The organism is Streptomyces sp. NPDC090077 (assembly GCF_044747545.1).
In the GTDB taxonomy this organism is placed as follows: domain Bacteria; phylum Actinomycetota; class Actinomycetes; order Streptomycetales; family Streptomycetaceae; genus Streptomyces.
The window spans coordinates 135395-161624 of sequence record NZ_JBIVEG010000001.1 but is presented as its reverse complement, the minus strand read 5'-3'; the positions used below and the strand labels follow the sequence as shown (position 1 = coordinate 161624).

Below are 26230 nucleotides of genomic sequence, written 5' to 3'. Positions count from 1 at the left end.
GGACGCGGCCGCCCGGGACGGGGTGCGGGCCCGCGCGAAGGGCCGCCCGGGACGAGGTGCGGGCCCGGGCGAGGTGCCGCCCGGGCCCGGAGGGACCCGATCAGTTACAGGTCGTGATGCTCAGGCTGCTGTCGCCGCACAGGAGCAGGCTGGCGCGGCTGCCGCCGCCACCGCCGCCGCCGAGCTGCGCGGCCTCGGTGTTCTCTTCCTTCGGGGTCTCCATGGACTGCAGGTCGAGAAGGGTCATGACCGGTTCCTTTCCTTCGCAGGTGTGTTCCGATGGGTCACGGCCCCCCGGTGGGGGACCGGCTCTGGGGCCGCCGCGGTGCGCGGCGGCGGGAGGAACGGCAGGTGCACGCGTCCGCCGGTCGCGGCGCTGCCCAGGGCGAGCAGGGCGCCGGCGGTGCCGGTCGACAGGTCCATGGACAGGCGCATCATCTGCTCGCCGGGGAAGGCGAGGTGTCCCTCGTACGGGAGTGCGTGCCGCGCCAGGGCCTCGATCTGCCGGGCGATGTCCCCGGGACGGGTGCCGGGTCCGGGCGTGGTGGTCCGGGACAGGTGCAGGATCATGCCGGCGGCGCCGCGGAAGAGACCGGGCTGGGCGTAGAAGGTGGCCTGGGCCGCCTGGACGATCTCGGGCCGGGCCTTCTCGAAGCGGTCGTCCCGCCCGTGCTCCGACCAGTCGTCGAGGACCACCCCGATGCCCACGCTGCCCGCGCCGAGGTACGGCATGGTGCGCCAGCCCTCGTCCACCTGGAGGGTGCCGAAGGCGCTGGTCACGCAGCGGTCCAGGTCCCGGTGCAGGAACTGCCCGGCGCGCCGGAGCAGTTCGGGGTCCCCGGTGCGCTCGTACAGGCGCAGGTGCAGCAGGGCGATCCCGCTGTGGCCGTACAGCAGCCCCGTCCGCCGGAGCCCGGGGGCGGCCGCGTGGGCCAGGTCGGCGCAGCGCAGGGCGGCGTCGTGCAGGGAGCCTTCGCCGGTGGCGGTGCCCAGGGAGTCGAGGGCGAGCCCGATCCCGGCGAGGCCGCCGTGCAGGTCGGGTCCGGCGGACCGCCACGGCTGGCAGAGCAGGCGGTCCACCAGTTCGAGCGCGCGCTCGTGGTGGCCCAGCCGGTGATGGGTCCAGGCGAGTCCGGCGAGGCCGTCGTAGAAGCCCAGCGGGGTGCCGGACGCAGGGTCCCGGGTACGGGCGAGCAGCCACTCCTCGGCCTCCGGCCAGGGCGCGTCGCCCGTTTCGGCCAGCGCGTACAGGACTCCGGCGGCCCCGTGGCCGAAGGCCGTTCCGCCGCCCGCGCCGGCGAACTGGGCGGGGTCCCCGGGGAAGAGGCGGTCCTCTCGCTCGGGGGTGGCGGTGGCGCGCAGGACCGCCGTCAGGGAGGCGCGGGCGGCCGGCCAGTCCTCGGGGCGGGCCGGCAGGTACGGCCGGGCGGGTGCCGGGGCCCGCCCGGCGGGGGAGCCGTCCGCCGGACCGGCGAGGATCTCCCGCACCGCCTCGTCGAGGAAGGCGCGGGGTACGGGGAACTGCGCGGCGGCGATGTCCGCGAGGTGCGCGGCCTTGCCCCGGTCCATCACCAGCAGGCTGGTCAGCGGCAGGAACAGGGCCAGGCGCAGGCAGGCCAGGGCGTACCGGTCGACGGCGAAGCCGCGCCGGCCGGGCGGCGCGACGAAGGCCGGGTTCGCCACCGTCTGGCGCAGGCCCTCGTCGACGTGGGCGGCGGCCTCGAAGTCGAGGAGGGAGACGGAGGGTTCGCCGGTGTCCGGGTCCTCCGCCACCATGATGTTGAACAGGTGCAGGTCGTTGAAGACGACGCCGCGGGCGTGGACGGCGTCCACGGCCTCGGTCACCCGGGCGTGGATCTTCAGCGCCCAGGCGGTGTACGCGGCGAGCTCCGCGGGGCCGGGGTCGGCCTCGATCAGCGGATGGCGGCGGGCGAAGTAGGTGTTGAGGGGCTTGCCGTCGAGGTACTGGAGCGCGAGGAAGTGGTGGTCCCCGACGGTGAAGGCGCCGCGGACCGCGGGGACGCAGTCCAGCCCGGACAGCCGTTCCAGCGCCCTGCGCTCCCGGTGCAGCCGGGCCACCGCGTCCGCCCCGTCGGCGGCGAGCCCGGCGAAGGGGCGGGCCTCCTTGAGGACGACCGGCTCGCCCGTGCGGGTGTCGCGGCCCGCGTACACCCCGCCGCCGTTGGAGAAGTGCAGGGCCCGCTCCACGGTGTAGGGCACGCCCTCCAGGGTGACGGCGGAGCGCCGCTCCAGGTGCGGCCGCAGGAAGGCGGGCGGCTCCACCCAGGAGGGCAGCCGGAAGGCAGGGCCGCGCACGTCCGGCACCAGCCGTCCGCCGGGCTCCTCGATCGCGGGGACCAGCTCGCCCTGTTCGTCGTAGCAGTGCCGCAGGGTGAAGCTGCCGTACCGCAGGTGCACCGGGCCGTCGTTCCAGCGCAGGTCGCTCAGCACGTACGGGCCGGGCTCGCCCGCCAGCAGGGCGTCCAGGTCCTCGGCGATGCGGCGGCAGGCGTCCTCGTCGGCGGGGTACACGGTCAGGAACTTGCCGCTCGCCGCGCGGTCCGCGTACTTGGCGTTGCGCAGGTGCAGCAGGTACCGGCTGGGTACGAACTTGAAGGCGATCCGCCGCTCCGTGCAGTAGGCGTGGACCCGGTCGAGGACGGACTCCGCGTTGTCGAGGCAGGCCGACACGTGGATCTTCCAGCCCTGGGAGGGGAGTTCGAGGCCGAGGGGGCGCAGGGCCAGCCAGTCGCCGCTGCGGTGCGAGCGCCAGCCCTCGGGGACGGGGGCGGTGGCCGCCGGGAACTCCTCGCCGGCGCGCCGGTACGGGGCGTCGTAGAACCAGCGGTCGGCGTCGCAGAAGGCCGCGTGCCCGTTGTTCACTCCTGCTCCCTCGGTCGGTGACGGGAGCAAAGGTGGCATGCCGCGAGGAGCCCGCGACAGTCGCGTTTGTCACCAGCCGGACGTGCAGTACGCACGGGTCACTTGGCCTCCACGCGCCCCTCGGGCAGCCCTTCCGGCAGTTCCCCGGCAGGTCTCCGGCAGCTCCCCGGCAGCCCCTGCGCCGCACCGATCCGGTCACGCTGGGACGGCCCGGGGGTGGGCGCGCGCCGCCGCCACCAGGGATCCGATATCCGAACGCCCCGTCCGTAAATCGATCCTCGAGGTGCGGAGGTCTTTCACATCTGGCAGTGTCACCCCCAACTGGCCGCTGGATGACAGAGATTGGGTCAGTTTCAACCTTTGAATCGAAAGCGAGTCCTGTCGTGCGTCACCGCTTAGCAGCAGTCTCCGCCGCCGCCCTCCTCTGCCTCGCCGGCGCCACGGGCGTGGCGGAGGCCGCCCCCGCGACCCCGCACGGACCGTCCGCCATGGTCTTCAGCGTCGTCCAGGGCCGGGACGCCGCCGCGGGCACCGCCCTGCGGGCCGTCACCCTCAGCTGCGGCTACGCCGCCGAGGGCACGCATCCCGACCCCAGGGCCGCGTGCGACGCCCTGAACGCCACCGGCGGCAAGCTCGACCGCCTGCTGGCCGCCCCGGCCCCGGAGCGCCCCTGCCCCCGGCAGTACGCCCCCGTCACGGTCACGGCGGACGGCGTCTGGCACGGCACCCGCATCGCCTGGCAGCACACCTTCCCCAACCCCTGCGAGATGGCGGCGACCCTGAACGGCAACGCGCTCTACGCCTTCTGACGCCCCGCCGGGCAGGTGTCAGCGGCCGCCTTCCGGGGCGAGGGACGCGGCCGCCGCGAACAGGCGGGCACAGCGCCGGGTCATCGCCTCCGGGGTCTGCTCCGGGTGCTTGACCCACCAGCGGACCAGGGTGGCGACCAGGTCCCGCCACACGTACAGGAGCGCGTCCGCGTCCAGCGGGTCGGCGGATCCGGCACCGTGCAGCAGTTCGGCGGTGCCGGCGGCGGCCAGCCGGTCGATGGCCGACCGGTACCCCGCGGCCACCCGGGCCGCCTCCCCGCCCGGCGGCAGGGTGGTGTCGTACAGGACGAACCACGCCTCCCGCTGCCCCTCCAGGGCGGTGAAGACCGCCCCGAGCACGCGCAGCGGGGTCTGCGGGGTGGTCCCGTCCGGCCCCATCGCCGTGCGGACGGCCTCCAGCAGCCGGTCGCCGACCGGGACCAGGCAGGCCGTGTACAGCTCCTCCTTGGTGCCGAAGTACTGGTGCAGCAGCGTCTTGGTGACGCCGACCCGCGCGGCGATCGCCGGCAGCGACGCGGCCGCGTATCCGCGGGTGCCGAACTCCTGCGTGGCGGCGTCCAGCAGCTGGCGGGCGCGGTGCTCGCGGGGGACTCCCTTGGTACCGGCTTTCGAAGAAGGGGTTGCCATGAACGGATCTTACCAGTAGGTAATTTACCTCAAGGTAAATTCGTGCACGGCGACGCCCCCCGGAGCAGCCCCATGGACGGCACCACCCCCCGCCCCGCCCCCCGCACCCGCTCCTGGTGGGGCTGGGGCTGGACCGACGCCCACCCCGACGACGCCGAGTGCACCGCGATGGGCGCACTGCTCCCCGGCACCCTCGCCCGCCCCCTCCCCGTGCCCGGCGTACGCGACCTCCGCATCGGCGCCCCCGCCGTCCAACCGCCGCCCAGCCTCGCCCACCTGGTCACCGCAGACCCGGCGGACCGCGCCTCCCACGCCATGGGCAAGGCCTACCGCGACGTGGTGCGCGCCCTGCGCGGCCGGCCCGGCCGCATCCCCGACCTCGTCGCCCGGCCCGCCGACGAACAGGCGGTGGCCGACCTCCTGGACTGGGCCGGCCGGAACGGCACCGCCGTCGTCCCGTACGGCGGCGGCTCCTCGGTCAGCGGGGGCGTGGAGTACCGCGGCGACGCCCACCGGGCGGTGCTGTCCCTCGACCTGACCGGGATGCGCCGCGTCCTGGAGGTCGACACCACCGGCCGCGCCGCCCGCATCCAGGCCGGCGCCCTCGGGCCGGACCTCGAAGCCCAGCTGCGGCCGCACGGTCTGACCCTGCGCCACTTCCCGCAGAGCTTCGAGTTCTCCACCCTCGGCGGCTGGCTCGCCACCCGGGCCGGCGGCCACTACGCCACCGGACGCACGCACATCGACGACTTCGTCCAGTCGATGCGCGTGGTCACCCCCGCCGGCACCAGCGCCTCCTGGCGGCTGCCCGCCTCCGGGGCGGGCCCCTCGCCCGACCGCCTCTTCCTCGGCTCCGAAGGAGCGCTCGGCGTCATCACCGAGGCATGGATGCGCCTCCAGGAACGCCCCCGCCACAAGGCCTCCGCGGCCGTCGCCTTCCACGACTTCCACGCCGCCCTCGGCGCGGTCCGCGACCTCGCGCAGTCCGACCTCTCACCCGCCAACTGCCGCCTCCTCGACCCGGGCGAGGCCGCCCTGTCCGGTGCCGCCCGGGACGGCGGCTCCGTCCTCGTCCTGGGCTTCGAATCCGCGCACGAACCGGTGGACGGCAGGCTCGCGCGCGCCGTCGAGCTGGCCCGCTCCCACGGCGGCCGGCACGACGGGAGCACCGGCCGGGACGGGGGAGCCGGCGGGACCCCGGACGGCGACGCGGCCGTCGGCGCGTGGCGCGCCGCCTTCCTCCGGATGCCCTACCTCCGCGACGGCCTCGTCCGGATGGGCGCGGTGGCCGAGACCTTCGAAACGGCCGCCACCTGGGACCGCGTCCCCGGCCTGATCGAGGCGGTGCGCACCGAGGTCGCCGCGGCCGCCCTCAAGGCCACCGGACACCCCGCCACCGTCAACTGCCGTCTGACGCACGTCTACCCGGACGGCGCGGCCCCCTACTTCACCGTCCTCGCCGCGGGACGGCCCGGCGACGAGGTCGCCCTCTGGGACGACCTCAAGGCCGTCGCCGGCGAGGTCCTGCACCGGCACCGCGCCACCATCACCCACCACCACGCCGTCGGCCGCGACCACCGGCCGGGCTACGACCTCCAGCGCCCCGAACCCTTCGCGCTGGCCCTGCGCGCCGCGAAGGACGCGCTCGACCCCCGCGGCATCCTCAACCCCGGCGTGCTCGTGGACTGACCCGCCCCGCACCCGCCGCTGCGCCGGACGCTCGCCCGTCCGGCGGACCTCTTCCCGTACGCGGGGCACCGCCGCCCGGAACGGATACGGATGTTCCCGGCACCCGCCCCCGTCGTCCAGGGAGACCCCATGAGCTGCATCAACCGACGCGACCTCGCCCTGCTGGCCCTCCGCACCGGGACCGGCGCCGTGCTCATGGCGCACGGCACCCAGAAGCTGTTCGGCTGGTTCGGCGGCGGCGGTCTGGACAAGACCGCCGCCGCGATGGAACACATGGGCTTCACCCCCGGCCGCCGGAGCGCCCTGGCCGCCGGACTCGGCGAGACCGGCGGCGGGGCCCTGCTCGTACTGGGGCTGGCCACCCCCGCCGCCGGAGCCGCGGCGGCGGGCGCCATGGCGGGCGCCGTGTCCGTCCACGCCCCGGCTGGCTTCTTCGCACAGGCCGGCGGGTACGAGTACCCGGCCTTCCTCGGGTTCACCGCTGCCGCCATCGGCCTCGCCGGCGCCGGCCGCTACTCCCTCGACCACGCCAGCGGCCACACCTTCGACCAGCGGTGGATGCTCGCCCTGGCCTTCACCGCGAGCGCGGCCGCGGCGGCCGTGGTGGTCGGCAGCCGGGCCCGGCGGCAGCAGGACGCCGACGAGCACGCCGGCTGACCGGCGCGGCTACCGGAGGGTCTCGAACGAGTCCCGGGCGCTGGAGTGGTACAGGCCGACCCTCGGCTTGGCGACGGTGCCGGGGACGGCGAGCGGCAGGCTGACGCCGTCCGCGTTCGCCATGTGGTACCCGTCGGCCAGGATGTTGATCTCATCGGCGACGGGCCCGCCCGCGCCCGACGGGTCGAGGTCCACCGCCGCGTACGCGGTGGCTCCCGGCCGGACCGGGTGCGCCGGTCCGCCGATGCCCTGAGGCGGCACCGCCTGGATGCCGAGGGCGGCGCCCTTGGCGCTGAAGCCGACGGTGGGGTGCAGGTCCAGCCCGCAGCTGGTGGTGCCGTTGTTGGTCACCGTGACGACGCGGACCGTGGCCGGGAGGCCCTCGGGCGCGCTCACCCTGACGGTGAGGTTCCGGGCGGAGCAGGGATGGGTGTAGGCGTAGCCGTCGTCGGTGCCCGGCCCTCCGGGGCCCTGCGTGCCCTTGCCGTCCGCGCCCGCCGGGACGGGGCTCGCGGTGGCCGCAGGCGTCCCACTGGGCGACGGCGCGCCCGTGCCCGGGCCCGCCGCCGGCGCCCCGTTCGCGGCACCGCCCCCACAGCCGGTCAGGGCGAGGACGAGCCCGGTGAAGGTGGCCACGGCCGCGGCACGGCTCCGGTGGATGCGCATGATGGAACTCCCCGTGTGGTGCGTACCCGGGAACCGTAACCGGCGCTCCCGCCAGGGGAGTCGACCGGGTGCGGCGACACTCCGGCCACCCCGCGGGACAACCCGCTCGACAACGTGGCCGGCGCTTGCCACAGTCGTCACCGTGCCCTCCGCCACCCCCCTCGCCCTGCGCCCCTACGCCCCGGCCGACGCCCGCGCCGTCCTGTCCCTGGTGAACGCCGACCGCCTCCCCGGACAGCCGGTCGCGACACCGGAGATGCTCCGGGAGGCGCTCGCGGGCCGCTCGCCCGTCGACGGGGGCTGGTGGGAGGAACTCGACCCGCCCGCCACCCACGTGGCGGTCGGCCCCGACGGCACCCCCGTGGGCGTCGTCTCCTGGGCCACCCGGCCCGAGGACGGCACCGGCCTGGTCCTGTGGCTGCACTGCCGGGAGGACCCGCGGGTCGCGGACGCCCTCGTCGGCGCCGCCCTCACCGCGCTCGGCCCGCGCCCCGTCGAGGCCTTCCCGCTGGCCACCGCCCTCACCCGGGGCGTGGAGGCACTGCCGCGGGCCCACCGGGAAGCCACCCACGAGGCCCTGGAACGCGCGGGTTTCCACGGCGCGCCCCAGTGGCGCTACCTCCTGATCGACCTGCCCGCACCGGACCTGCCCCGCGCCGCCGGAGTACGCACCGTCCCGGAGCCCGGCGACCCCCACGCCCGCCGCCTCGAAATCCGCCGGGGCGAAGCGGCCGCCGAGGCCGAGGCGGTCATCGGGCTGCCCGTCGAGGGCGCCGGAGTCCTGTGGTGGATCGGCGTCCGGCCGCCGTCACGCCGCCGGGGAACCGGCCGGTCGCTGCTGGGATCGGCACTGGACGCGCTGAGCCGGCACGGAGCCCGCGAAGCCGTCCTCTACGTCGAGACGGACACCGTCCCGGGCGCCGAAGACGACCGGACCGCGGCCACCGCCCTCTACCGGTCGGCCGGATTCAGGGAGGTCGACGTCCTCCACTCCTACACCCTCCCGCCGCCGTCCCGGCGGGGCGGTCAGTCTGCCAGCCGGGCCGCCGCCTCCGTGGCCACCTCGTAGGCGCCCGCGTGGGACGGGTCGATGTCGCCGTCGACCGGTGCGTACCGGACCGCCACCACCACGTCGCCCCGGCGGAACCAGATCTCGCTCGTCACCCGGCCCCCGGCGGGAAAGAGGATGCGGGAGAACGCCTCGTCGCCGAAGTCCGTCAGCTCCGCCGTCATCGGCCCCGTCTTCCCCGGCGGGACCTCCTCCCTGACCAGCCGGAAGCCCTCCCGCGCCTGCGGCGTCCCCAGCCGGGTCACCTGCACCTTCAGGACCGGCTGCGGCCCGGGGCCGGGCCACGTGCACGCGGACCCGTCCTCCACGCCCTCGGCGGGCCCCGCCACCAGCCGGGCCGTCCGCGCCGACACGAGCGCGCAGGGCCGCGTCTCCGGGACGGAGCCGCGCGCCAGGTCCTGGTACAGCGCCGCACCGACCGCCGCGGCGGCGGCGACGCCGGCCGCCACGAGCACGAGGCGGCGCCTACGGCGGGGCCGGGAGGGGGACACCATGCCCGCAGGGTAGCGGGACCGGCGCGGGGGCGGCCCCCTCAGGGTTCGCACAGGCGGATGGCGAGGGCGGCGACGTCGTCGTCGAGCCGGCCCCTGCTGTGCTGGACGAGGTCGCGGTGGAGCGCCGAGAGCAGTTCGCGGGGCGGGGTCGGGGGCTGCTTGCGCATCCACGCCGTCAGCGGGAAGAACTCCCCGTCGCGGGCGCGGGCCTCGGCGATCCCATCGGTGTAGAGGAGCAGCAGGTCCCCGCGGGCGACCTCGAAGGTGTCGACGCTGTAGTGGTCGCCGATCAGCTCCGCGAGGCTGAGCAGCGGAGAAGGGACGTCGGGTTCCAGCACGCGCAGTTCCCCCCGGTTCAGGAGCAGCGGCGGAGGGTGCCCGCAGTTGAGGACGTCGATGTGCCCGCCCTCGTGCGGGATCTCGACGAGCAGGGCGGTGGCGAAGCGCTCCGTCGCCCCGTCGGCGGGGAAGGCCGCGTTGTAGCGGGTGCTGCTGGCGTCCATCCGGCGGGCGACGGCGACCATGTCGGTCTCGTCGTAGGCCGCCTCCCGGAAGGCGTTGACGATCGCCGCGGCCGCCCCCACGGCGGGCAGCCCCTTGCCCCGCACGTCACCGATGAGCAGCCGCACCCCGTACGGCGTGTCGGCGACCTCGTAGAAGTCCCCGCCGATGCGGGCCTCCGCCGCGGCCGCCAGGTACAGCGACTCGATCGAGACGTCGCCGAAGCGGCGGGGCATGGGGCTCAGCACCACCTGCTGCGCCGCGTCGGCGACGAGCCTGACCTGGAAGAGGGTGCGCTCGCGCTGGAGCCGCAGGTGGCTCCCGTACGCGGCCGCGACGGTGACCGCGATGATCCCGGCGGCCGTCCACCACGTCCCGAGGTCGGGGAAGACGAGGCTGAGGCCGATCATCAGGATCAGGCAGACCGTACCGAGCAGGACGGTGGGGAGCACCGGCCACATCGCGGCGGCGAGGGCCGGGGCGGCGGGCAGGAGGCGGCTGAAGGCCATCTCCGGGGGAGTGGTGTACGCCAGGCTGGCGATGACGACGGTCAGGATGACCGGCGACAGCCGCACAAGCCTTCCCGGGCCGGGGCGCCGACGGGGCCGCGGCCGTCCGGACTCGATCACAGTTCACAGGATATCTACGTAAAGGGGGCATAGCGCTCCGTGCGGCCCGCGGCCGTGGGCCCCCGGGCCCGCCGGAGCCCTCCGGGGCCGTCGGCTCAGGCACCGGACGGCGGGGCGGGGCCGGGGCCCGTCGGGGCGGGTCGACCTGCGGGCTCCCGGTCCGGGACGCCGTCCGGGCGGGCCGGGACGGCCGGGAACCCGCACCGGGTCCCGGGCGGGGCGAACCGGCCGCCGGCCCGGTCGTGGCGCTCGGCCAGGTGGGCGGTGCAGGGGTCCGCGGGGGCTGCCGGAGCGCCCCGTCGGCGGCCGACTCAGAAGGGGTCGATCTCCACATGGCCGGGGGAGGCCGCGCAGACGTCCCAGCGCTCACCGCTGCGGCGCAGCTCCAGCACCACCGCGACCCGGTCGCCCCCACGCGGCAGGAGATCGACGTTCACGGCGGCCCCGTCCCCGCTCTCCGTGGAGGACACGATCCGGTGCCCGAACAGAGGTGCGATGCCGCGCAGCGCCGCCGCGGGATCCCCACCGCCCGCCGGGCAGGCACTGCCCCGGGCGGCGGCCGGCCCGGGCCCGCCGCCTCCCGCCGCGTCGAGGTACGCGTCCACCGCCCGGTGTAGCGGGCCGGGAGCACCGCCGCCGCTGCCCGGCAGCACGACCGCCACCACGACCCCCGCCACGACCAGTGGCACCCCGACCGCCAGGGCCACCACCCCGCCCCCGACACCCCGTCCGCCCCGCATCGCCCCGTCCTTCCGCCGGCCCGCCCTCCACTGCCGCAGAGGACGCACGCCCGGCGGCAGCCGTTCCCGGCCCTGCCGAGGGGGAGCTGCGGGACCGCCCCTGCGGGCTCAGTCGGCCGTACCGCCGGCGTTGCGGATCAGCTGCCGGAGCACCTTCACGGCGATGGCGTACTCCGCTTCGTCGATGCCCTCGTGCAGCGCGGCGCGGATCGCGGGAGCGTTGCGGGAGAGGCCGACGCGGGCCCGCTCACCCTCCTCGGTGAGCCACAGGCGCTCCTGCCCGTCCCGGCGCAGCCAGCCGCGCTCCACGAGCACCGAGGCCTCCGCCGCCAGATCGTCCTCGGGCCGGACGTAGGAGGCCATGGCCTCCCTCAGGGCGGGCAGGGTCATCCCCTCGCCGTCGGGCGAGATGTCGTTCGCCGACAGGTGCCGCAGCAGCCAGAACTGGGGCTGGGTGTAGCCCTTCTCGGCCTGCCGGGCCCGGGTGTACGCGATGAGCGCCTCGTGGGCGACGCCGGTCCAGTAGGCCGCGGGGTAGCCGGCGGGTACGTCGCCGGGGCCCGGGTCCGCCTGCGGACGCCGCGCAGGTGTGTCGGGAGTCATCCGGCGATCTTGGCAGGGAGCCCCTTGAGAGACTCTGGGGAGCAGCTGGAGGCGGTGCCCTCACCGGCCGGTGCGGATCTCGTCCAGCCGCTCCGCCAGCGCCTCCGTCTCCGCGGCCAACCGCGCCCGCGCCTTCACCTGCGCTGCGTCACCCTGCGCCCGGTACCCCTCGGTGAAGTGCGGCCGGAGCTGGGTCCACCAGCCGTTGTCCAGCATCGCCCACGCCTGCGGGCACAGCGGGGCGCGGGACTTCGGGAGGTACCCGCCGTCCACCAGGGGCCGCCGGTACGCCGCCGGATCGCTGCCCTCCAGGTAGCAGAGGAAGGTGAAGACCCGCTGCTGGGTGACGGGGTGGTCGCTCGCCAGGTTCTCCAGGGTCAGCCGGCCCTCCTTGCGGGCGATCTCGTCGAAGAGCATCGCGGCGGCCAGCGACGGGACCGGCCCGACCTCGTTGACGGTGTAGAAGGACGCGAAGCCGTCGGCAGCGTCCTCCTCGAGCCCGAGGTTGGCCAGGACGAGCTGGCGCTGCAGGGCGTGGCCCATCTCGTGGCCGAGGACGAACTCGGTCGCCGCCGTGGTCAGACCGCCGGTGTCGTACGCGGACGCCGGGAACGGGGAGGGCCGTGGGACCGTCTTCACGATCCGGGCGGAGGCCTCCTGGATCTCGGCCAGGAACGAGGGCGGGAGGAAGACCGTCCTGCCGTCCGGCTGGGTGACCGCGTCGGTGACGCCGGGCGGTACGGCGGCGGTGACCTTCACGACCAGGTCGTGCGGGAGGACGAGCGCCCGGTTCACCCAGTCGGCCGTCCGCTCCAGCACCCGGGAACTCCGGACCAGCGCCACGGCCTCCCGCTCCCGCGGGCCGAACGTCCGGTCCTCGTAGACGACGGTCACCCTGCCGGACCGCGCCGCGGCTCCCGGGCCCCGCGCGGCACCGGGCCCCGTACCGCACCCGGCGACGACGACCCCGGCGAGCAGCAGCACGCCCACCAGGGCGCGGCGCGCCCCGCACCAGTGACCGGCGGTGTTCGGCATTCTGCTCGGCTCCCGTCGCGTGCCCCCGGACCATCCTCCGGCCGCCGGGACACGGAGGCCTGCCGGGCCGTCCGTCCGGGGCGGGCACCGTCCGCCGGACGGCGCCGGGGCGTCACAGCACCCGGCGCATGCAGGCCCGCGGCCACCGGTCCAGGCCGTGGGCCGCTTCGAGCGCGCGGATCCTGCGCAGACCGGGCGTGAGGGCGCCGTCCTCCAGGAGACGGAAGCCGCAGCGCGCGTAGTAGGGGGCGTTCCACGGCACCCCCGTGAACGTGGTGAGGGTCAGCGCGGGCACCCCCTCGCCCGCTGCCCGCTCCGCCAGATGCTCCAGCAGCAGCCGGCCGACCCCCCGCCGCGCACTGCGCGGGTGCACGGAGACCTGCTCCACGTGCAGGTTGCCGTCGACCCGGTCGGCGATCAGGTACGCGGCCGGCACGTCGGCGCCGTCGGCCGCGACCCAGGCCAGCCCGCAGTCGAGGTACCGGGCGAGCTCACCGACGGGGAGCGGTTCGTCGTCGGCGATCTCCGGCATGCCGATGTCCCGGAAACACTCCCCGGCGGCCCTCTCGACGTCCTGGAGGAGCGGCAGTTCGTCACGGCGTACGGCTCTGATGCGCATCCCCGCATTCTCCCCGGCACCCCGGACGACGCCACCGGATTACGCCCCGCGACGCGGAGCGCCCCTCCGCAGGGACCGGTGCCGGCCGGGGCCCGCACCGGCGCCGGTACGGTCACACCCGCCAGTACTGACCCGTGTAGTGCCCGCAGGGGTTGAGCACCAGCGCGACGTCGACGGCCGGGGCTCCGTTCGTGTCCAGGCACAGCCCGCTGGCCGGGTTGGCGAACCGCGCGGTGGCGGTGTCGTAGCGCCACTGCTGCCCGGTGCGGTTCCCGCAGGGGTTGACCACGGCCCTGACCCCGACGGCGGGGTCCCCGGCCGTGTCGAGGCACAGGCCGCTGGGAGGGTTCGCGAGTCGGGTGCCCGAGTCGTCGTAGCGCCAGATCTGGCCGCTGAAGCTCCCGCAGGCGCGGAGCACCACGTCCAGGCCGGGCCGCTGCGGGCCGTTGGTGTCGACGCAGAGCCCGCTGTGGGTGTTGGCGATCGCGCCCGTCACCGCCGAAGGCGCCGGTACCTGTACCGCTGCCGGCGGGGACGGCCGGGCCGTCGTCGGCCCGGGGGCGGCGGAGGAGGCGGGTCGCGTCCCCGCGGTGGTGCTCGGCCGGGCGGACGGGGCCGGGCCCGTTGCCGGGCTCGCCGGGGGAGTCGGGCCCGAGGCCGTGGTGCGGCCGCCCGGGGGCAGCACCGTCCATACGATCCCGGCGATCAGGAGGACGAGGAACGCCGCCCCGGCCACGGCAGCGGTCCGTGCGGCGGGCCGCCGCGGACCTGCGGGCGGCGGTACCGCCGCCTGCGGCATCCGCCACGCGGTGGCGAGCACCGTGTCCACGGCCGCGGCTCCGGCGGGGTCGACCGCGGTGCCGACCGCGGTCGCGGAAGCCGCGCCGCCGGTCAGCTCCGCGAGCAGGTGCGCCGGAGTCGGGCGCCGCTCGGGGGATCCGGCCAGCGCGGACGTCAGCAGCGGCCGGAGGCGGTCGGGGACGCCGTCCAGATCGGGTTCCTCGTTCACCACCCGGTACAGCACGGCCTCGGCCGGTCCGGTACCGAAGGGGGGCCGTCCGGTGGTGGCGTAGGCGACGGTCAGGGCCCACGCGAACACGTCGGCCGGAGGGCCGGCCTGTCCGCGGACCTGCTCCGGCGCCATGTAGCCGACGGTGCCGACCGCGACACCGGTGCGGGTCAGCGCCGTGGCGTCGGCGGCCTGCGCGATGCCGAAGTCGATGACCTTCGGGCCCTGCTCCGACAGCAGGACGTTCCCGGGCTTGAGATCGCGGTGCACGATGCCCGCCCGGTGGACGGCCGCCAGTGCCTCGGCGAGCCCGACGGCGAACGACTGCGCCATGTCGCCGCGCAGCGGCCCGTGTTCGCCGACGAACTCCGACAGGGTCGGGCCCTGTACGTACTCCATGACCACGTACGGGGTGCTCGCCTCGGCCTCCACCGCGAGGACCCTTGCCGTGCACGTCCCGCGGACGCGCAGCAGCGTTGCGGCCTCGCGCCGGAACCGCGTCCGGAACCCGTCGTCCGAGGCGAGTTCCTCGCGCAGCCGCTTGACGGCGACGAGCCGGCCGTCCGGCCCCTGCGCGAGGTAGACGACACCCATGCCGCCCGCCCCCAGCCGGCCGACGAGCGCCAGCTCCCCGATCCGCTTCGGGTCCTGCGCCCGAAGCCCGCTCAAACCCACCTGGTTCCCCCTGGAACGTCGGACCCGGGTGTCCCGCGGGCCCCCTTCTGCCCGCCCCCTCGATCCGGCTCAGGCCAAGGATGCAGCAGGCTCGTCCGCCGCGTCCTCGGCTTCCCAGCGCAGCAGGTCGCCCGGCTGGCATGCGAGCACCTCGCAGAGCGCGGCGAGGGTCGAGAAGCGCACCGCCTTGGCGCGGCCGTTCTTGAGCACGGCGAGGTTGGCGGGGGTGATCCCGACGCGGTCCGCGAGTTCGCCCACGGACATCTTCCGCCGGGCGAGCATCACGTCGATGTCGACGACGATCGGCATCAGATCACCTCGTCCAGCTCCGCCTGCATGTGCGCTGCCTGGACGTCGCGCGCCACGGCCTGGGCGAGCAGCATCCGCAGCACCAGCACGATGAGCGCGACCCCGATCAGCCCGATGCCGACCCCGCCGAGGAACAGGACCCCGGGCGGCTCCATCTGGGCGCGCGCCACCAGGAAGGCGGAGAACACCAGCAGGTCGGCCGCCACGAAGGCGCCGATCACGGTGTCCACGTACCGGAACGCGGCGTGGGAGAACACGGTGCCGCGCCGGACCATCGCCACCAGCCGCCAGACGCAGACGAGCACGGTCTGCACCGTCACGGCTCCCAGGATCACGATCACCCGGAGCGGGGTCAGCGGGAGCTCCCCCTCCTCCGGATCCGCGATGAACGCCCACACCATCAACGCCTGCACGAACACGGTGCCGGTGAGCATCACCACGAGCACCGCGCGCAGGGCGTGCACCGTCAGCTTCCCCATGGCCCCTCCTTCTCCTTCTATCGAATCGCGATGTGAATCTATCGAATTTCAATAGGTCGGGCAAGGTGGGGCGGCCCCGCGCTAATTCGATGGTGCGCGGTCCGGCGGCCCTTGTAGGTTGGCGCCAGCGACCACGCCCGCGATGCGCCCGGCTGCGGCTACTTCTTCTGACACCCAAGTGACGCCGCCGCCACCTCTGATCTCTGCGGGCGCGGTCGCCCTCCACCCCCGCCGAAGGCATCGGCCGGGGCCCGTCGCCCTCCGGGCGCCTCCGTCCGTCCTTCCAGTCCTTCGAATCCGGGGGGATTCGCTGCCTCGCCACACTCCGCGCGTCTCCAAGACCTGGTCCGAGATGCTCGTGGCCCCGCACATCGCGGCGGCCGCCCGCACGCAGACCGCGTACCCGGTCCACCACCGGCCCGCCGGGGCGGACCACCGCACCTACGAGGGGGGCCCTGCCTACGTCCGGGAACCCCGGGAGGAGCTGTTCCTCCTCGCCGTCGGCAACTTCGTCTCCCAGTGGACCTTCTACGAGAGCGGCGCCGACCGGGACGACCGGTACGTCCGCCTCGTCGGTGAACTCGCCGTCCAGGACCCCGAATGGACCGCCGGCCTGCTGCGGTGGCTGCGCGGCGAGGGCAACATGCGCACGGCGTCCCTGGTGGGTGCCGCCGCCTACGTGAGGGCCCGGCTGGCGGCCGGGACCGCGGAGGGCCCGTCCAACCGCTCCGTGATCGACTCGGTGCTCCAGCGCGCCGACGAGCCCGGCGAGCTGCTCGCCCACTGGACCTCGGCCTACGGGCGGAACCTGCCGCAGCCCGTGAAGCGCGGCGTCGCCGACGCCGTGCGCCGGCTGTACACCTCCCGCTCCATGCTCAAGTACGACACGGCCTCGAAGGGCTTCCGCTTCGGCGACGTACTCAACCTGGTCCACGCCTCGCCCGACCCGGCGAAACCCTGGCAGGCCGCTCTCTTCCGGTACGCCCTGGACCGCCGCCACCACCCGGAGCAGGCGGTTCCGCCGGCCTCCGACCCGGTGCTGACCGCGCACCGGGCCCTGATGGCCACGGCCCCGGACGAGCGGCGCGCGGTGGTGACCGGGCCCGGCGGCTCCGAGCGGCTGACCGCGGCGGGCATGACGTGGGAGGCCCTGGCGGGCTGGCTGCACGGACCGCTGGACGCCGCCGTCTGGGAGGCCGTGATCCCGGCGATGGCCCCGATGGCCCTGCTGCGGAACCTGCGCAACTTCGACGAGGCGGGCGTGGGCGACGACGTCGCGGCCGCGGTGGCCGCGCGCCTCGCGGACCCGGCCGAGGTCGCCCGGTCCCGCCAGTTCCCCTTCCGCTACCTGGCCGCCCACCGGCACGCGCCCTCGCCGCGCTGGGCGGAGGCGCTGGAACGGGCACTGGGCCACTCCCTGGCGAACGTACCGTCCCTGCCCGGCCGGACCCTGGTCCTCGTGGACCGTTCCGACTCCATGTTCTGGGACACCGTCTCGGAGCGCTCCCGGCTGACCCGGGCCGACGCCGCGGCCGTGTTCGGCACCGCGCTCGCGCTGCGGGCCGAACGGGCCGACCTGGTGGAGTTCGGGTGGAGCAGCCGGGAGGTGCCGTTCGCCCCGGACGAGCCGGTGCTCGACGTCCTGAAACGGTTCAACAGCCTGGGCGGCACCCACACCACGAAGGCGGTGCGGACCCACTACCGGGAACACGACCGGGTCCTGATCGTCACCGACGAACAGGCGGCCCCCGAACGCCCCGGAGGGCCGGGAGACCCGGTCCCGGCCGACGTGCCGGTCTACACGTGGAACCTCGCGGGCTACCGCCCGGCCCACGGCCCTACGGGGCCCCACCGCCACACCTTCGGCGGCCTCACGGACGCCGCCTTCCGGACGGCCGGCCTCATCGAGGCCGGCCGCGGGTCCGCCTGGCCGTGGGACACCGTCCCGGCCTGACCACGGCCGGGCCCTGTGCCTACGTCACTCCATGTCCAGGTAGTACAGCCCCGCCTTGGCGTCGGCGAAGAGGGTGAACTCCACCTGGGGCGTGCCGGGATCCTCGCCGTCACCGGGGTCGACCTCCACGGGCTCGGCCCCCACGAGCACGAACTCGTCGTACTCGTCGAAGTCGCCGGGGGTGCCGGCTACGCCGATGCTGATGGGGGCGTCGTCCGGCACATCGGCCAGTGCGGAGCGCAGCTGCCTCGCGGTCCAGACCGCGGGAGCGTGATCGAACGTGTCTGCCATGCGGCGAGGGTAGTGACGGCCCCTCCCGTGGCGGAACGTGCCACGCCGGACACCGCACCCCCGGTTCCGCGTCCTGCGTACCGGCCCCGGCTCAGACCCACTCGTAGGTGGTGTCGTCGAGGGGTGGAAGCAGGGCGGACCCGGTGCCGGTGCCTTCGGCAGTCCCGAGATCGGCGACGGGCACGGGCGGGAAGAGCCTGAGGTCCCGGGTCTGCTCGACCGGCAGCCAGACGACCTCGCCCCGCCCGACGGCGTCGTCGTCCTCGAACAGCCGCAACGTCGGACGGACTCCCGGCTTCAGGCGGACCCGGTAGACGAGGTGGAGCTTGCGCGGGGGTGTCGAGCCGGGCCGGCTCACCATCGCGTCCAGCAGCCACAGGAAGTGCGGAGCCTCCGCGCAGTCCTGCGGCACCAGGCCGAGCTCCTCCCGGAGTTCTCGCCGCAGCGCGTCGACCAGCGGCTCGGCGGGCTCGACGTTGCCGCCCGGCAGGGAGTAGTGGGTCTTCCCCAGGTCGTTCGTGCGCCGGATCAGCGCCACGTCCCGCCCGTCGAGGACCAGGCCTGCGACACGGATCTTGATCCGGTGGAACGCGGCCGGACCGCCGTCCGCCATCGGTCACTCCCCCCGCCTCCAGGCCGTCGACGACGCGGTGGAGGTCGAATGGGAGGGCGGGCCTGACGTCGCCGTCCTCCTCCACGGCGCCCGACGGTATCAGGGACGCGAGCGTCGGGCACCGGGCGGGCTGGACGGCCTGGGCGAGGAGCTGCCCGTACGCGGAGCCGGAAGGGACGATCTCGGCGGCGATCCGGGCCGGTTCGCGGACCGTACCGGAGACGAGCAGGGCGGTGGCGACCAGGTCGACGGCGACGAGGCCGACCGGGACGGGGGTCACAACAGTGCCTCGAACCAGACCGGTTCGTTCGTGCCCTGCGGTGCCGCGGCGGTGGCCGCGCGCAGCATCCACGGGTGCGCGAGGTGGAACTCCCGGGCGGCGTAAGCCCAGTTCAGGGATCTCGGTCCACCGGTCCTCCCCCGACTCCGCGGGAGGACCGGTGCACGGGGAGGGACGGTGCCGTGGGGCATCCGCGCCCCGGCCCGGTAGGTTGGCGGTGGTCCGCGCAGGCCGGGCCCGGCCTGCGGCGAGGAGGGCGGCCCGAAGAGGACACGGAGCAGCAGCAGATGACGAGCCAGCCGTACGCGATCCGACTGTCCCCGCGCGCCGCCGAAGTGCTCACCACCCTGCCCCGGCACGCCGAGCGGACGGCCTGGGACCTCCTGGACGCCGCGGCCGCCGGGCCGTGGGGATTCCGGCAGTGGGACCCCGGCGACCCCGACGGCCGGGACGTGCGCATCGCGTCCGCCGGCGCGCTGTCCCTCGTCTACTGGATCAACCGGCCGCTCCGCCGCCTGTCCGTCCTGGACCTCGTCTGGCTCGGATAGCGGCCCGGCTCCGCTCCGGCCGCTCCGCCGGCACCGGCCGGAGCCCGGGCCAGCGCACGAGCATGCTGCGGCGCATGGCCGCGCTGAGACCGCCCAGACCGCCGAGCGGGCCGTCGCCGGCCGTCATCCCCGCGACCACGCCGAGCCGGTGGACCAGCCGCTCCCGGGCCGTCGCGGTGCCCCACGTCCAGTCCCGGCGCGGGACCCTGGCCAGGTGGTCGGCGCCTTCGCGGCGGGCCCGCTCGACGAGCCCGTCCCCCCGGAGCAGCCAGCCGGCGCACGCGTCCGTGAGGTCACCGGGGGCCTCGGAGCCGGTCGCGGCACGCCACGCGTCGCCGTACGCGCTCTCGGCCCGCCGCAGCAGCGGCTCCGCGGCCGAAGTGACGCACCAGCAGGTCGGGAAGCCGATCCGCAGATAGGCGAGCTCCGTCAGGCCGTTGCCCAGCGACGCCTGCTCGAAGTCGATGAACCTGACCCCCGAGGCGGTGTGGAGGTCGTTGCCCGGACAGGGGTCCCCGTGGAGCAGGGCGTACCCCTCCGCCCGGCCGAGCCGCTCCACGAGGCCGTGGAGCTCACCCACCACGCCGGACGCGACGGGCACCCCCAGGGCGTCGGCCAGCCCCAGGAAGGCGTCCGCGTCCGCCCGCCCCGGACCCCGCCACCGTGGGAGCGCCCCGGCGTCGTCCGGGCGCGCGGTCGCGTGCAGCCGTGCCAACGCGCCCGCGTAGCCGACGATCCAGTCCCCGGCCGGGGGCCGGTGCTCCACGTGCTCCAGTACCAGCACCCGTGCGACGGGATCGGCGCCCAGCAGCGCCGGCACCACCGGGGGATCCGCCCGGGCGGCGAGCCGCAGGGCGGCCACCTCGCGGGCGTAGCGCTCGTCGGCGCCGACACCGTCGACGACCTGCTTCACCACCACCGTCCGGTCCGGCAGTGCCACCCGCCACACCCGGGACCGGGGGCTGCTGCCCAGTCTGCGCGCGCGTCCGGGCCTTCCCCACTCGTCCCGCAGCGCTCCCGACCACGGCACTCGCGGCCACATGAGCCCGTCCTTCCGCCGAGAATGTAAGAGGCCAAATGGCCCTTGACTCCTATACTTCGTGCCATGCAATCCATCACGATCAGGCGTGCCGTCGCGCAGGACGCGGAGCGCCTCACCTCACTCGTCCAGCAGTCCGCCGCCTACCGGGGGCAGTACGCCTCGATGGTCTCCGGCTACGAGGTCACCCCCGCGTACGTGGCCCGGCACCGGGTCTTCGCCGCCGTCGACGCGTCCGACCTGCCGGTGGGCTTCTACTCGCTCGTCGTCGAACCGCCCGAGCTGGACCTGGCCTTCGTCTCGGACGAGGCGCAGGGACTGGGGGTGGGACGGCTCCTGATCGGGCACATGCTGGACCAGGCGGCGGACGCCGGACTGGCCGGCGTACGCGTCGTGTCCCATCCGCCCGCGGAACGTTTCTACCGGCGGCTGGGCGCCCAGCGGGTGGGCACGGTCCCCCCGATGCCCCCGGAAGCCGGCTGGGAGCGCCCGGAGTTGTGGTTCACCGTCCCCGCCCGGGCGCCACGGGCCACGACGGCTCCTTGACGGTCCGCCACGAGGATGCACGATTCCTCGCGGCGGACCGCTCCCGGACACGGCGTTGCACCCGGCGGGGCGGCGGCTACCGCCGTACCGGGTGCTGTGCGCCGCAGCGCGGGAGGATCATCCCCAGTCGGAGTCCGGCGGCTGGATCAGTGAACGGCCGGACACGACGGGGGCGTCGGCCTGCTGCTCCACCTCTCCCATGGCTGCGAATCCCCAATTGGTGCCGGACGGCGCACTGGCCGCCGCGACACCACTGAGTCCGGTGACCGCGAGGATCGCGAGCAGCACGGCGGTGATGGTTGACCGGATGTTGATCGATATCAAGGCGTTCCTCCCTCGACCGGCCCGACTCCCGCGGACGATGCGGGCAGAAGGGCCTTCTCCGCACCACGGGCCCTGTGGCACGGGATCAAGCCTCTACCGGGGGAGGGGTGCGATCAACCTTCGCGATACTGCGTCCACCCGCAGTTCAGGAAGAGGAAGACAGATCTGATGAAGGAACGGGCCATGGCCGCCGCCCCCGACACCTCCCCGTTGACCGCGGTGGAACTGAGCGCCTACCGCAGGGCCCTGCGCGGCGAGGAGCTCCCCGACGGCGAACCCGGACTCGCCTCGCTCCTGGCGCGGGACATCCTCTTCCCCAATACCCATGAACCCGGAACCTACGTCCCCGCCCCCTCCCGCTACCTGGAGACGCAGCTCAACGACGCCGTCCTCAAGGCGCTCACCGACGTCACCGCCGCCCTGGCCGCCGTCCCCGCCCACGTACGCGAGCTGGAGGCCGAGCAGCAGCGCCACCACTACAGCCCCAGCCCGGTCGGGACGCTCCTCCTGCGCACCGTCCCGGAGGTCAACGCGGAGACGATACGGACCATCCAGTCCGCCGAGTCCGAGATCCTCACCGCCCAGCCCGGCCACCGCAAACCGCAGGTCCTCAAGGGCGCCCTGCCGCGGGACCTCCAGGCGGCCCGGCGCGGCGTGACCGTACGGACGATCTACCGCAACAACGGACGGACCAACCCGGCACAGCGGGACTGGGTCGCCACCATGACGCGGGCCGGCGCCCAGGTCCGCACCCTCGGGGAGGACTTCCTGCGGTTAATCGTCGTGGACCGCAAGCACGCCTTCTTCGAGGTCTTCGGCGACGACGGCACCATCCAGCAGGCGTCCGCCTGGTACACCCGCGACCGGGGCGTGTGCGCCGTGCTGGCCGCGCACTTCTGGCAGCAGTGGGAGCGGGCCGACCCCTGGCTGCCGGGCGATCCCGAGGCGGGCGCGGTGAAGGGCGACGAGGACGCCACGACCTCGAAGATCCAGCGGACGATCGTCCGCGGGATCGTGGCCGGCAAGAGCCACCGGCAGATCGGGGAGAACCTCGGGCTCAGCGAGCGCACCGTGACGGCCCAGGTGTCCAAACTGCGCGAGGCGCTGGGCCTGGAGACGGTGCCCCAGCTGACCTTCTGGTGGGCGACGTCCCCGGAACGGCTGCTGCCCTGAAGGGTGCGGCGGGGGCCGCCGCTCCCGGGGCGGCAGGGGCCTCCCGAACCCGCTGACGACCAGTTCAAGCCAATCGCTCGGGACCGGGTACGGGAGGACGCGCGGGCCCGGACCCCCGTCAGCCGCGCACGTGCAGCCCGAACCCCGAGCGGCCGACGGGCTCCAGACCCTCCTTCAGGTGCAGCGAGGGGATCTCGTAGTCGCCGAAGTTCTGCCGCCGGAACGCGATCGGCTCGGTCGACTCCAGGGTCAGCAGCCGCCGTTCCCAGGCCCGGGCGGCCTCCGCGTACTCCTCCTCGCCCATCCGGTCGGCGCCGTACAGCACGAACGGCGGAAGGACCTCCAGGCCCGGGTAGTAGAGGACGCCGTGGTGGATCGGGAACAGCAGGTCCTCGATCGGCCCGTTGATGCCCCGGGCCGCGTAGTGCGACTCCGGGCCGCCGACGGTCACCGACAGCAGCGCCCTGCGGCCCGCCAGGGTGCCCTCGCCGAACCGCTCGCCGTACTTGGTGTCGCTGTGCTCGCCGACCCCGTACGCGAAGCGGTAGGTGAACACCCGGTCCACCCAGCCCTTGAGGATGGCGGGCATCGAGTACCACCACAGCGGGAACTGGAAGACGACCGTGTCCGCCCACAGGAGCTTCTCCTGCTCGGCGCGGACGTCGGGGGTGAGCGTCCCGGCCTCGAAGGCCCGGCCCGAGTCACGGGCCACCTTCAACGGACCGGAGGCCTCGGGGCCGTAGTCGGAGGCGTCCACGGCCGCCTTCCAGCCCATCGCGTACAGATCGCTCACCCGCACCTCGTGCCCGGCGCCCTCCAACGTGGACACCGCGAGGTCCGTCAAAGAGCCGTTGAGCGACTTCGGCTCCGGGTGGGCGTGGACGATCAGCGTCTTCACGGGAACTCCTTCGGATCGGATGCCCCCATCCTGGGCGGTACGGGGCTCCGCGTTCAGGGACGGCCCTTCCGTCGGAACGGCCTTCCTGGGAACGCCAGTACCACCCTCGCGCGCGCGGCCGGGGCCATACTGGAGCGTATGGACGATCTCGCGGGATTCCTGCGGACCCGGCGCTCCCGGGTCGCCCCGGCCGCCGTCGGCATACCCACCGACGGCCGCCGCCGGGTGGAAGGGCTGCGCCGCGAGGAGGTGGCGCACCTCTCGGGGGTCAGCGTCGACTACTACGTGCGCCTGGAGCAGGGCCGCGCGACCCAGCCCTCCGAACAGGTCCTCGACGCGCTCGCCCGCGTCCTGGGCCTCGACGAGACCGAGCACGAGCACCTCCACCGGCTGGCCCGGCAGCGCCGGCGCCGCACCAAGGCCCCGGGCGGACGGGTCCGGCCCGAACTGCTGCGCGTCCTCGGCCTGGTGGCCGACGCACCCGCCCTCCTCGTGGACCACCGCCTGGACGCGCTCGCCGGCAACCGCCTCGCCGGACTCCTCTTCGGCCGGCCGATGCCGGGCCTGAACATCGCCCGGCACCTCTTCCTGGAGGAGGCCGAGAACGGCCTCTACGCGGACGGGGAGCAGTGCACCCTCGACGTGGTCGGGCACCTGCGCCTGGCCGCCGGCCGGCACCCCGACGACCCCCGCCTGGCCTCCCTCATCGGCGAACTCGCCATGGGCAGCGAGCGCTTCCGCCGCCTCTGGGCCCGAGCGGACGTACGCGCCCGCACCCACGGGCGCAAGGTCTACCGGCACCCGCTGGTCGGTCTGCTGGAACTGCACCAGGAGAACTTCGAGCTGCCGGGCGAACCCGGCATGGAACTCCTGGTCCTCTCCGCCGCCCCGGGCACCCCCACCGAAGACGGCCTCCGCCTCCTCGCCTCCCTGGACCCGCCCACCCACCCCTGACGCCAGGACGGGCCGCGGGGCCGTGGTGCCCCTCGTCAGGGAAAATGGGGGTGCGGCAGGGATCCGACCCGGTTATCTTGCCTCGTCCTGAACCGGCCCCGGGAGGTCCCACACCATGAGCAGTGCCACGTCGTCGTCCTTGCCCGAGCGGATCGAGCTGGTGGGGGAGGGGCTCGTGCTGCGTGACTGGACGGAGGGGGACCTGACCGCGATGCCCGAGCTGTTCGACCACCCCGACATCGCGTACTGGACGCCGATCGTGTCGCCCTTCGACGAGGCGGCCGCCCACGCACGGCTGGCCCGGGACCGGCAGCTGCGGCAGGAGGGCAAGACCATCCTGCTCGCCATCACCGTCGACGGCGGCGCGCCGCTCGGCGAGGTCATGCTGCGGCGCGCTCCCGAAGGCACGGAGATCGGCTACGCGGTCGGCCCCGCGCACCGCGGGCAGGGACTGGCGGCGCGTGCGGTGAGGGTGATGGCCGCGTACGCGTTCGAGCAGATGGGCGCCGAGGAAGTGATCCTGGAACTGGAGGCCGAGAACGCCGCCAGTGTCGCCGTGGCCCAGAAGGCCGGCTTCGCGCTGCTCGACGTGCCGCTGATCACGGGTGAGGAGAAGGGCCGGCCGTTCGTGCTGCAGACGTGGGGTCTCAAGCGCCCCTCGTGAGCTCGTGAGCCCGTGAGCTCGTGACCGGCGCCGGGCGCCCGAGGTGTGCCCGGCGCGGAAGCGCGTCACCATGACCGGGGGGCAGAGCACGGAGCGAGGCGAGGGACGTGGACGAATCGCGCAGGGCCTGGATCATGATCGGCGTCGTGGTCACCGTCAACCTCCTGGACCTCCTCGCCATCATCCTGATGAACACCCTGGGCCGCTGACCGGCAGCGCGGGGAAGGGGCGCAGGACCATGTGCGCACCCTCCGGCTCCGCCACCATGGCGAAGGGGAACCGGTCGAGTTCCAGGCAGAGCGCGACGTCGTCGGGGTGGGAGCCCTGGCGTACGCCCTCCGTCAGCTCGGCGGCGGCACGGGACCCGGCGGCGCGGCGCAGGAAGCCGGCCGCATCGGTCCCGGCCCCGGCCGCCCGCCGGGCGATGTACTGGGCGCAGGCGAGGTCCTCCTCGGCCCGCCCGTCCTCGCCGGTGACCACGAACGTGACGCTCCCGCACCCGCGCTCACGCAGCAGCCGTGCCGTCGCCTCGGCCACCACGAAGCCGGCGCACAGCACCAGCGACGCGTCCTTGACCGCGAGGGCGCCGACCGTCCCCGCCGTGGTCTTCTGTACGACGGTCCGTCCGCCCAGGTCCGCGGAGCGCAGCAGGCCCGGCGAGTTGACGGCGTCGAACCCGGCCGCGGGCGGACCGTCCTTGAGCGCCACCCAGTCCGGGTGGCGGGACTTGAGGTCCAGGACCTGGTCCAGCGACTCGGCGAGAACGATCTTCTCCGCTCCCCGGGCGAAGGCCCAGGCAGCCACCGTGAAGGCGCGCATGACGTCGACCACGACGGCCGCGGACGGCGCGTCGGTCAGCTCCGGAATGCCAAGGAATCGGGCGTCCATCCGGTCATGATCGCGTACGTCCGCCCCGAAACGACCGGGCAGTGTCGTGCGTCACATCGGTGAACTTCTCCGTCGGATGGCGGCCGGGCGGGCGGCAGGAGTGGCAGCCGGCCCCGGGAGACCGGAGGCTCGTGGCGGGAGACGCGCACGAGGGAAGGAGCACGGCCGATGCCGCAAGCCGAAGAGGAGAAGGAAGGTTTCGCCGAACCGCTCCCCGTCGGTGCGGTGGACCTGAGCCGGACCCGGACCCGGAGCCCGGGCGTGGCCGGGCACCTGAAGGCCGTGATCACGCGGACCGGTCTGCTTCCCGCGTTCCTGGTCCTCACGGTGATGATGCTGGCCCTGTGGCTCACGGGCATGCCCTTCCTGCAGGCCCTGACGGTCGCCACCGGGGTCAAGATCGCCCTCGGCCTCCTCGAACTCCGCAGGCCCGGCCCGCCGCACGCGCCAACGGGCGCCGCACCAGCCCGCGTTGGCGGCCCGCCGGAACGCCCTTAGATTGACCCGGAGTCTTCTGCGCGCGGGTCGCCGGGCGGGCAGGCCG

31 protein-coding genes are annotated in these 26230 nt (G+C 74.8%); 12 read left to right on the top strand and 19 right to left on the bottom strand.

The window, feature by feature from the left end; genetic code table 11:
- Positions 1 to 100 precede the first annotated feature (100 nt).
- Entirely contained in the window at positions 101 to 247 is a 147-nt protein-coding gene (locus ACIPW5_RS00710; protein WP_401238381.1) for a SapB/AmfS family lanthipeptide, read from the bottom strand.
- Positions 244 to 2883, bottom strand: coding sequence for a class III lanthionine synthetase LanKC (lanKC, locus tag ACIPW5_RS00705; RefSeq protein WP_401238378.1), 2640 nt, complete (start codon positions 2881 to 2883; stop codon positions 244 to 246). Before lanKC ends, ACIPW5_RS00710 begins: the two co-directional genes overlap by 4 nt.
- A 383-nt stretch (positions 2884 to 3266) precedes the next feature.
- On the opposite strand from lanKC, the gene ACIPW5_RS00700 reads away from it, so the two are divergent.
- Positions 3267 to 3692 (top strand): subtilase-type protease inhibitor, encoded by a 426-nt coding sequence (locus tag ACIPW5_RS00700; RefSeq protein WP_401238375.1) that lies wholly within the window; start codon positions 3267 to 3269, stop codon positions 3690 to 3692.
- An 18-nt stretch (positions 3693 to 3710) separates the two neighbouring features.
- On the opposite strand, the gene ACIPW5_RS00695 is transcribed toward ACIPW5_RS00700, so the two are convergent.
- Entirely contained in the window at positions 3711 to 4340 is a 630-nt protein-coding gene (locus ACIPW5_RS00695) for a TetR/AcrR family transcriptional regulator (protein ID WP_401238373.1), read from the bottom strand.
- 72 nt (positions 4341 to 4412) lie between these two features.
- On the opposite strand from ACIPW5_RS00695, the gene ACIPW5_RS00690 reads away from it, so the two are divergent.
- The gene (locus tag ACIPW5_RS00690) at positions 4413 to 6029 is read left to right on the top strand and encodes an FAD-binding oxidoreductase (protein ID WP_401238370.1); all 1617 of its coding nucleotides are present in this window, start codon (positions 4413 to 4415) and stop codon (positions 6027 to 6029) included.
- 129 nt (positions 6030 to 6158) lie between these two features.
- The gene (locus ACIPW5_RS00685; protein WP_401238367.1) at positions 6159 to 6686 is read left to right on the top strand and encodes a DoxX family protein; all 528 of its coding nucleotides are present in this window, start codon (positions 6159 to 6161) and stop codon (positions 6684 to 6686) included.
- Between the two features lie 9 nt (positions 6687 to 6695).
- Here ACIPW5_RS00685 and ACIPW5_RS00680 read toward each other — a convergent pair whose 3' ends face one another.
- Positions 6696 to 7352, bottom strand: coding sequence for a DUF4232 domain-containing protein (locus ACIPW5_RS00680; protein ID WP_401238365.1), 657 nt, complete (start codon positions 7350 to 7352; stop codon positions 6696 to 6698).
- 142 nt (positions 7353 to 7494) lie between these two features.
- Here ACIPW5_RS00680 and ACIPW5_RS00675 point away from each other — a divergent pair, with 142 nt between their 5' ends.
- On the top strand, positions 7495 to 8421 hold the full coding sequence (locus tag ACIPW5_RS00675; protein ID WP_401238362.1) for a GNAT family N-acetyltransferase: 927 nt from the start codon (positions 7495 to 7497) through the stop codon (positions 8419 to 8421).
- On the opposite strand, the gene ACIPW5_RS00670 is transcribed toward ACIPW5_RS00675, so the two are convergent.
- From ACIPW5_RS00670 to ACIPW5_RS00630, 9 genes are all read right to left on the bottom strand, one after another.
- The gene (locus tag ACIPW5_RS00670; protein ID WP_401238359.1) at positions 8379 to 8915 is read right to left on the bottom strand and encodes a hypothetical protein; all 537 of its coding nucleotides are present in this window, start codon (positions 8913 to 8915) and stop codon (positions 8379 to 8381) included. The genes ACIPW5_RS00675 and ACIPW5_RS00670 overlap by 43 nt on opposite strands.
- A gap of 38 nt (positions 8916 to 8953) precedes the next feature.
- Positions 8954 to 10045 carry a PP2C family protein-serine/threonine phosphatase gene (locus ACIPW5_RS00665; RefSeq protein ID WP_401238356.1) on the bottom strand — a complete coding sequence of 364 codons (1092 nt, stop codon included), beginning with the start codon at positions 10043 to 10045 and terminating at the stop codon, positions 8954 to 8956.
- Positions 10046 to 10356: 311 nt separating this feature from the next.
- Positions 10357 to 10785 (bottom strand): hypothetical protein, encoded by a 429-nt coding sequence (locus tag ACIPW5_RS00660; protein ID WP_401238353.1) that lies wholly within the window; start codon positions 10783 to 10785, stop codon positions 10357 to 10359.
- A gap of 108 nt (positions 10786 to 10893) precedes the next feature.
- Positions 10894 to 11388, bottom strand: coding sequence for a MarR family transcriptional regulator (locus tag ACIPW5_RS00655; RefSeq protein ID WP_401238350.1), 495 nt, complete (start codon positions 11386 to 11388; stop codon positions 10894 to 10896).
- 60 nt (positions 11389 to 11448) lie between these two features.
- The gene (locus tag ACIPW5_RS00650) at positions 11449 to 12423 is read right to left on the bottom strand and encodes a DUF4344 domain-containing metallopeptidase (RefSeq protein ID WP_401238347.1); all 975 of its coding nucleotides are present in this window, start codon (positions 12421 to 12423) and stop codon (positions 11449 to 11451) included.
- A gap of 112 nt (positions 12424 to 12535) precedes the next feature.
- A complete protein-coding gene (locus ACIPW5_RS00645; protein ID WP_401238344.1) occupies positions 12536 to 13042 on the bottom strand; it encodes a GNAT family N-acetyltransferase in 507 nt (168 codons plus the stop codon).
- 112 nt (positions 13043 to 13154) lie between these two features.
- Complete coding sequence (locus tag ACIPW5_RS00640; protein ID WP_401238341.1) at positions 13155 to 14720, bottom strand: protein kinase; 1566 nt, start codon at positions 14718 to 14720, stop codon at positions 13155 to 13157.
- A 75-nt stretch (positions 14721 to 14795) separates the two neighbouring features.
- Entirely contained in the window at positions 14796 to 15035 is a 240-nt protein-coding gene (locus ACIPW5_RS00635; RefSeq protein ID WP_401238338.1) for a helix-turn-helix domain-containing protein, read from the bottom strand.
- Positions 15035 to 15514 carry a DUF2975 domain-containing protein gene (locus tag ACIPW5_RS00630; protein WP_401238335.1) on the bottom strand — a complete coding sequence of 160 codons (480 nt, stop codon included), beginning with the start codon at positions 15512 to 15514 and terminating at the stop codon, positions 15035 to 15037. Before ACIPW5_RS00630 ends, ACIPW5_RS00635 begins: the two co-directional genes overlap by 1 nt.
- Positions 15515 to 15866: 352 nt before the next feature.
- On the opposite strand from ACIPW5_RS00630, the gene ACIPW5_RS00625 reads away from it, so the two are divergent.
- Complete coding sequence (locus ACIPW5_RS00625) at positions 15867 to 17468, top strand: TROVE domain-containing protein (RefSeq protein WP_401238332.1); 1602 nt, start codon at positions 15867 to 15869, stop codon at positions 17466 to 17468.
- A gap of 24 nt (positions 17469 to 17492) precedes the next feature.
- Here the strand turns inward: ACIPW5_RS00625 and ACIPW5_RS00620 are convergent, their stop codons facing one another.
- Both ACIPW5_RS00620 and ACIPW5_RS00615 read right to left on the bottom strand, forming a co-directional pair.
- A complete protein-coding gene (locus ACIPW5_RS00620) occupies positions 17493 to 17759 on the bottom strand; it encodes a DUF6225 family protein (protein ID WP_125817431.1) in 267 nt (88 codons plus the stop codon).
- 91 nt (positions 17760 to 17850) lie between these two features.
- Positions 17851 to 18372 (bottom strand): NUDIX hydrolase, encoded by a 522-nt coding sequence (locus ACIPW5_RS00615; protein ID WP_401238328.1) that lies wholly within the window; start codon positions 18370 to 18372, stop codon positions 17851 to 17853.
- Here ACIPW5_RS00615 and ACIPW5_RS00610 point away from each other — a divergent pair.
- The gene (locus ACIPW5_RS00610) at positions 18335 to 18757 is read left to right on the top strand and encodes a hypothetical protein (protein WP_401238325.1); all 423 of its coding nucleotides are present in this window, start codon (positions 18335 to 18337) and stop codon (positions 18755 to 18757) included. The genes ACIPW5_RS00615 and ACIPW5_RS00610 overlap by 38 nt on opposite strands.
- 182 nt (positions 18758 to 18939) lie before the next feature.
- Positions 18940 to 19200 (top strand): hypothetical protein, encoded by a 261-nt coding sequence (locus tag ACIPW5_RS00605; protein ID WP_401238322.1) that lies wholly within the window; start codon positions 18940 to 18942, stop codon positions 19198 to 19200.
- Here ACIPW5_RS00605 and ACIPW5_RS00600 read toward each other — a convergent pair.
- The gene (locus ACIPW5_RS00600; protein ID WP_401238319.1) at positions 19148 to 20242 is read right to left on the bottom strand and encodes an aminoglycoside phosphotransferase family protein; all 1095 of its coding nucleotides are present in this window, start codon (positions 20240 to 20242) and stop codon (positions 19148 to 19150) included. The two genes, ACIPW5_RS00605 and ACIPW5_RS00600, sit on opposite strands and share 53 nt — an antisense overlap.
- Positions 20243 to 20305: 63 nt before the next feature.
- Here ACIPW5_RS00600 and ACIPW5_RS00595 point away from each other — a divergent pair, with 63 nt between their 5' ends.
- A complete protein-coding gene (locus ACIPW5_RS00595) occupies positions 20306 to 20785 on the top strand; it encodes a GNAT family N-acetyltransferase (protein ID WP_401238316.1) in 480 nt (159 codons plus the stop codon).
- A gap of 117 nt (positions 20786 to 20902) precedes the next feature.
- Here ACIPW5_RS00595 and ACIPW5_RS00590 read toward each other — a convergent pair whose 3' ends face one another.
- Positions 20903 to 21109, bottom strand: a complete 207-nt coding sequence (locus ACIPW5_RS00590) for a hypothetical protein (protein ID WP_401238313.1) — start codon at positions 21107 to 21109, stop codon at positions 20903 to 20905.
- 168 nt (positions 21110 to 21277) lie between these two features.
- Between ACIPW5_RS00590 and ACIPW5_RS00585 the strand changes: the two genes are divergently transcribed.
- Positions 21278 to 22282, top strand: a complete 1005-nt coding sequence (locus ACIPW5_RS00585; RefSeq protein WP_401238311.1) for a LuxR C-terminal-related transcriptional regulator — start codon at positions 21278 to 21280, stop codon at positions 22280 to 22282.
- Between the two features lie 118 nt (positions 22283 to 22400).
- Here the strand turns inward: ACIPW5_RS00585 and ACIPW5_RS00580 are convergent, their stop codons facing one another.
- Positions 22401 to 23180 carry an NAD(P)H-dependent oxidoreductase gene (locus tag ACIPW5_RS00580; RefSeq protein ID WP_401238308.1) on the bottom strand — a complete coding sequence of 260 codons (780 nt, stop codon included), beginning with the start codon at positions 23178 to 23180 and terminating at the stop codon, positions 22401 to 22403.
- 138 nt (positions 23181 to 23318) lie between these two features.
- Here ACIPW5_RS00580 and ACIPW5_RS00575 point away from each other — a divergent pair, with 138 nt between their 5' ends.
- Both ACIPW5_RS00575 and ACIPW5_RS00570 read left to right on the top strand, forming a co-directional pair.
- Positions 23319 to 24134 (top strand): helix-turn-helix transcriptional regulator, encoded by an 816-nt coding sequence (locus tag ACIPW5_RS00575; RefSeq protein WP_401238305.1) that lies wholly within the window; start codon positions 23319 to 23321, stop codon positions 24132 to 24134.
- A gap of 115 nt (positions 24135 to 24249) precedes the next feature.
- Positions 24250 to 24798, top strand: a complete 549-nt coding sequence (locus tag ACIPW5_RS00570; RefSeq protein WP_401238303.1) for a GNAT family N-acetyltransferase — start codon at positions 24250 to 24252, stop codon at positions 24796 to 24798.
- A gap of 180 nt (positions 24799 to 24978) precedes the next feature.
- Here the strand turns inward: ACIPW5_RS00570 and ACIPW5_RS00565 are convergent, their stop codons facing one another.
- Positions 24979 to 25686 carry a 2-phosphosulfolactate phosphatase gene (locus ACIPW5_RS00565; protein WP_401238300.1) on the bottom strand — a complete coding sequence of 236 codons (708 nt, stop codon included), beginning with the start codon at positions 25684 to 25686 and terminating at the stop codon, positions 24979 to 24981.
- Between the two features lie 168 nt (positions 25687 to 25854).
- Here ACIPW5_RS00565 and ACIPW5_RS00560 point away from each other — a divergent pair, with 168 nt between their 5' ends.
- Positions 25855 to 26184 (top strand): hypothetical protein, encoded by a 330-nt coding sequence (locus ACIPW5_RS00560; protein ID WP_401238298.1) that lies wholly within the window; start codon positions 25855 to 25857, stop codon positions 26182 to 26184.
- Positions 26185 to 26230 lie beyond the last annotated feature (46 nt).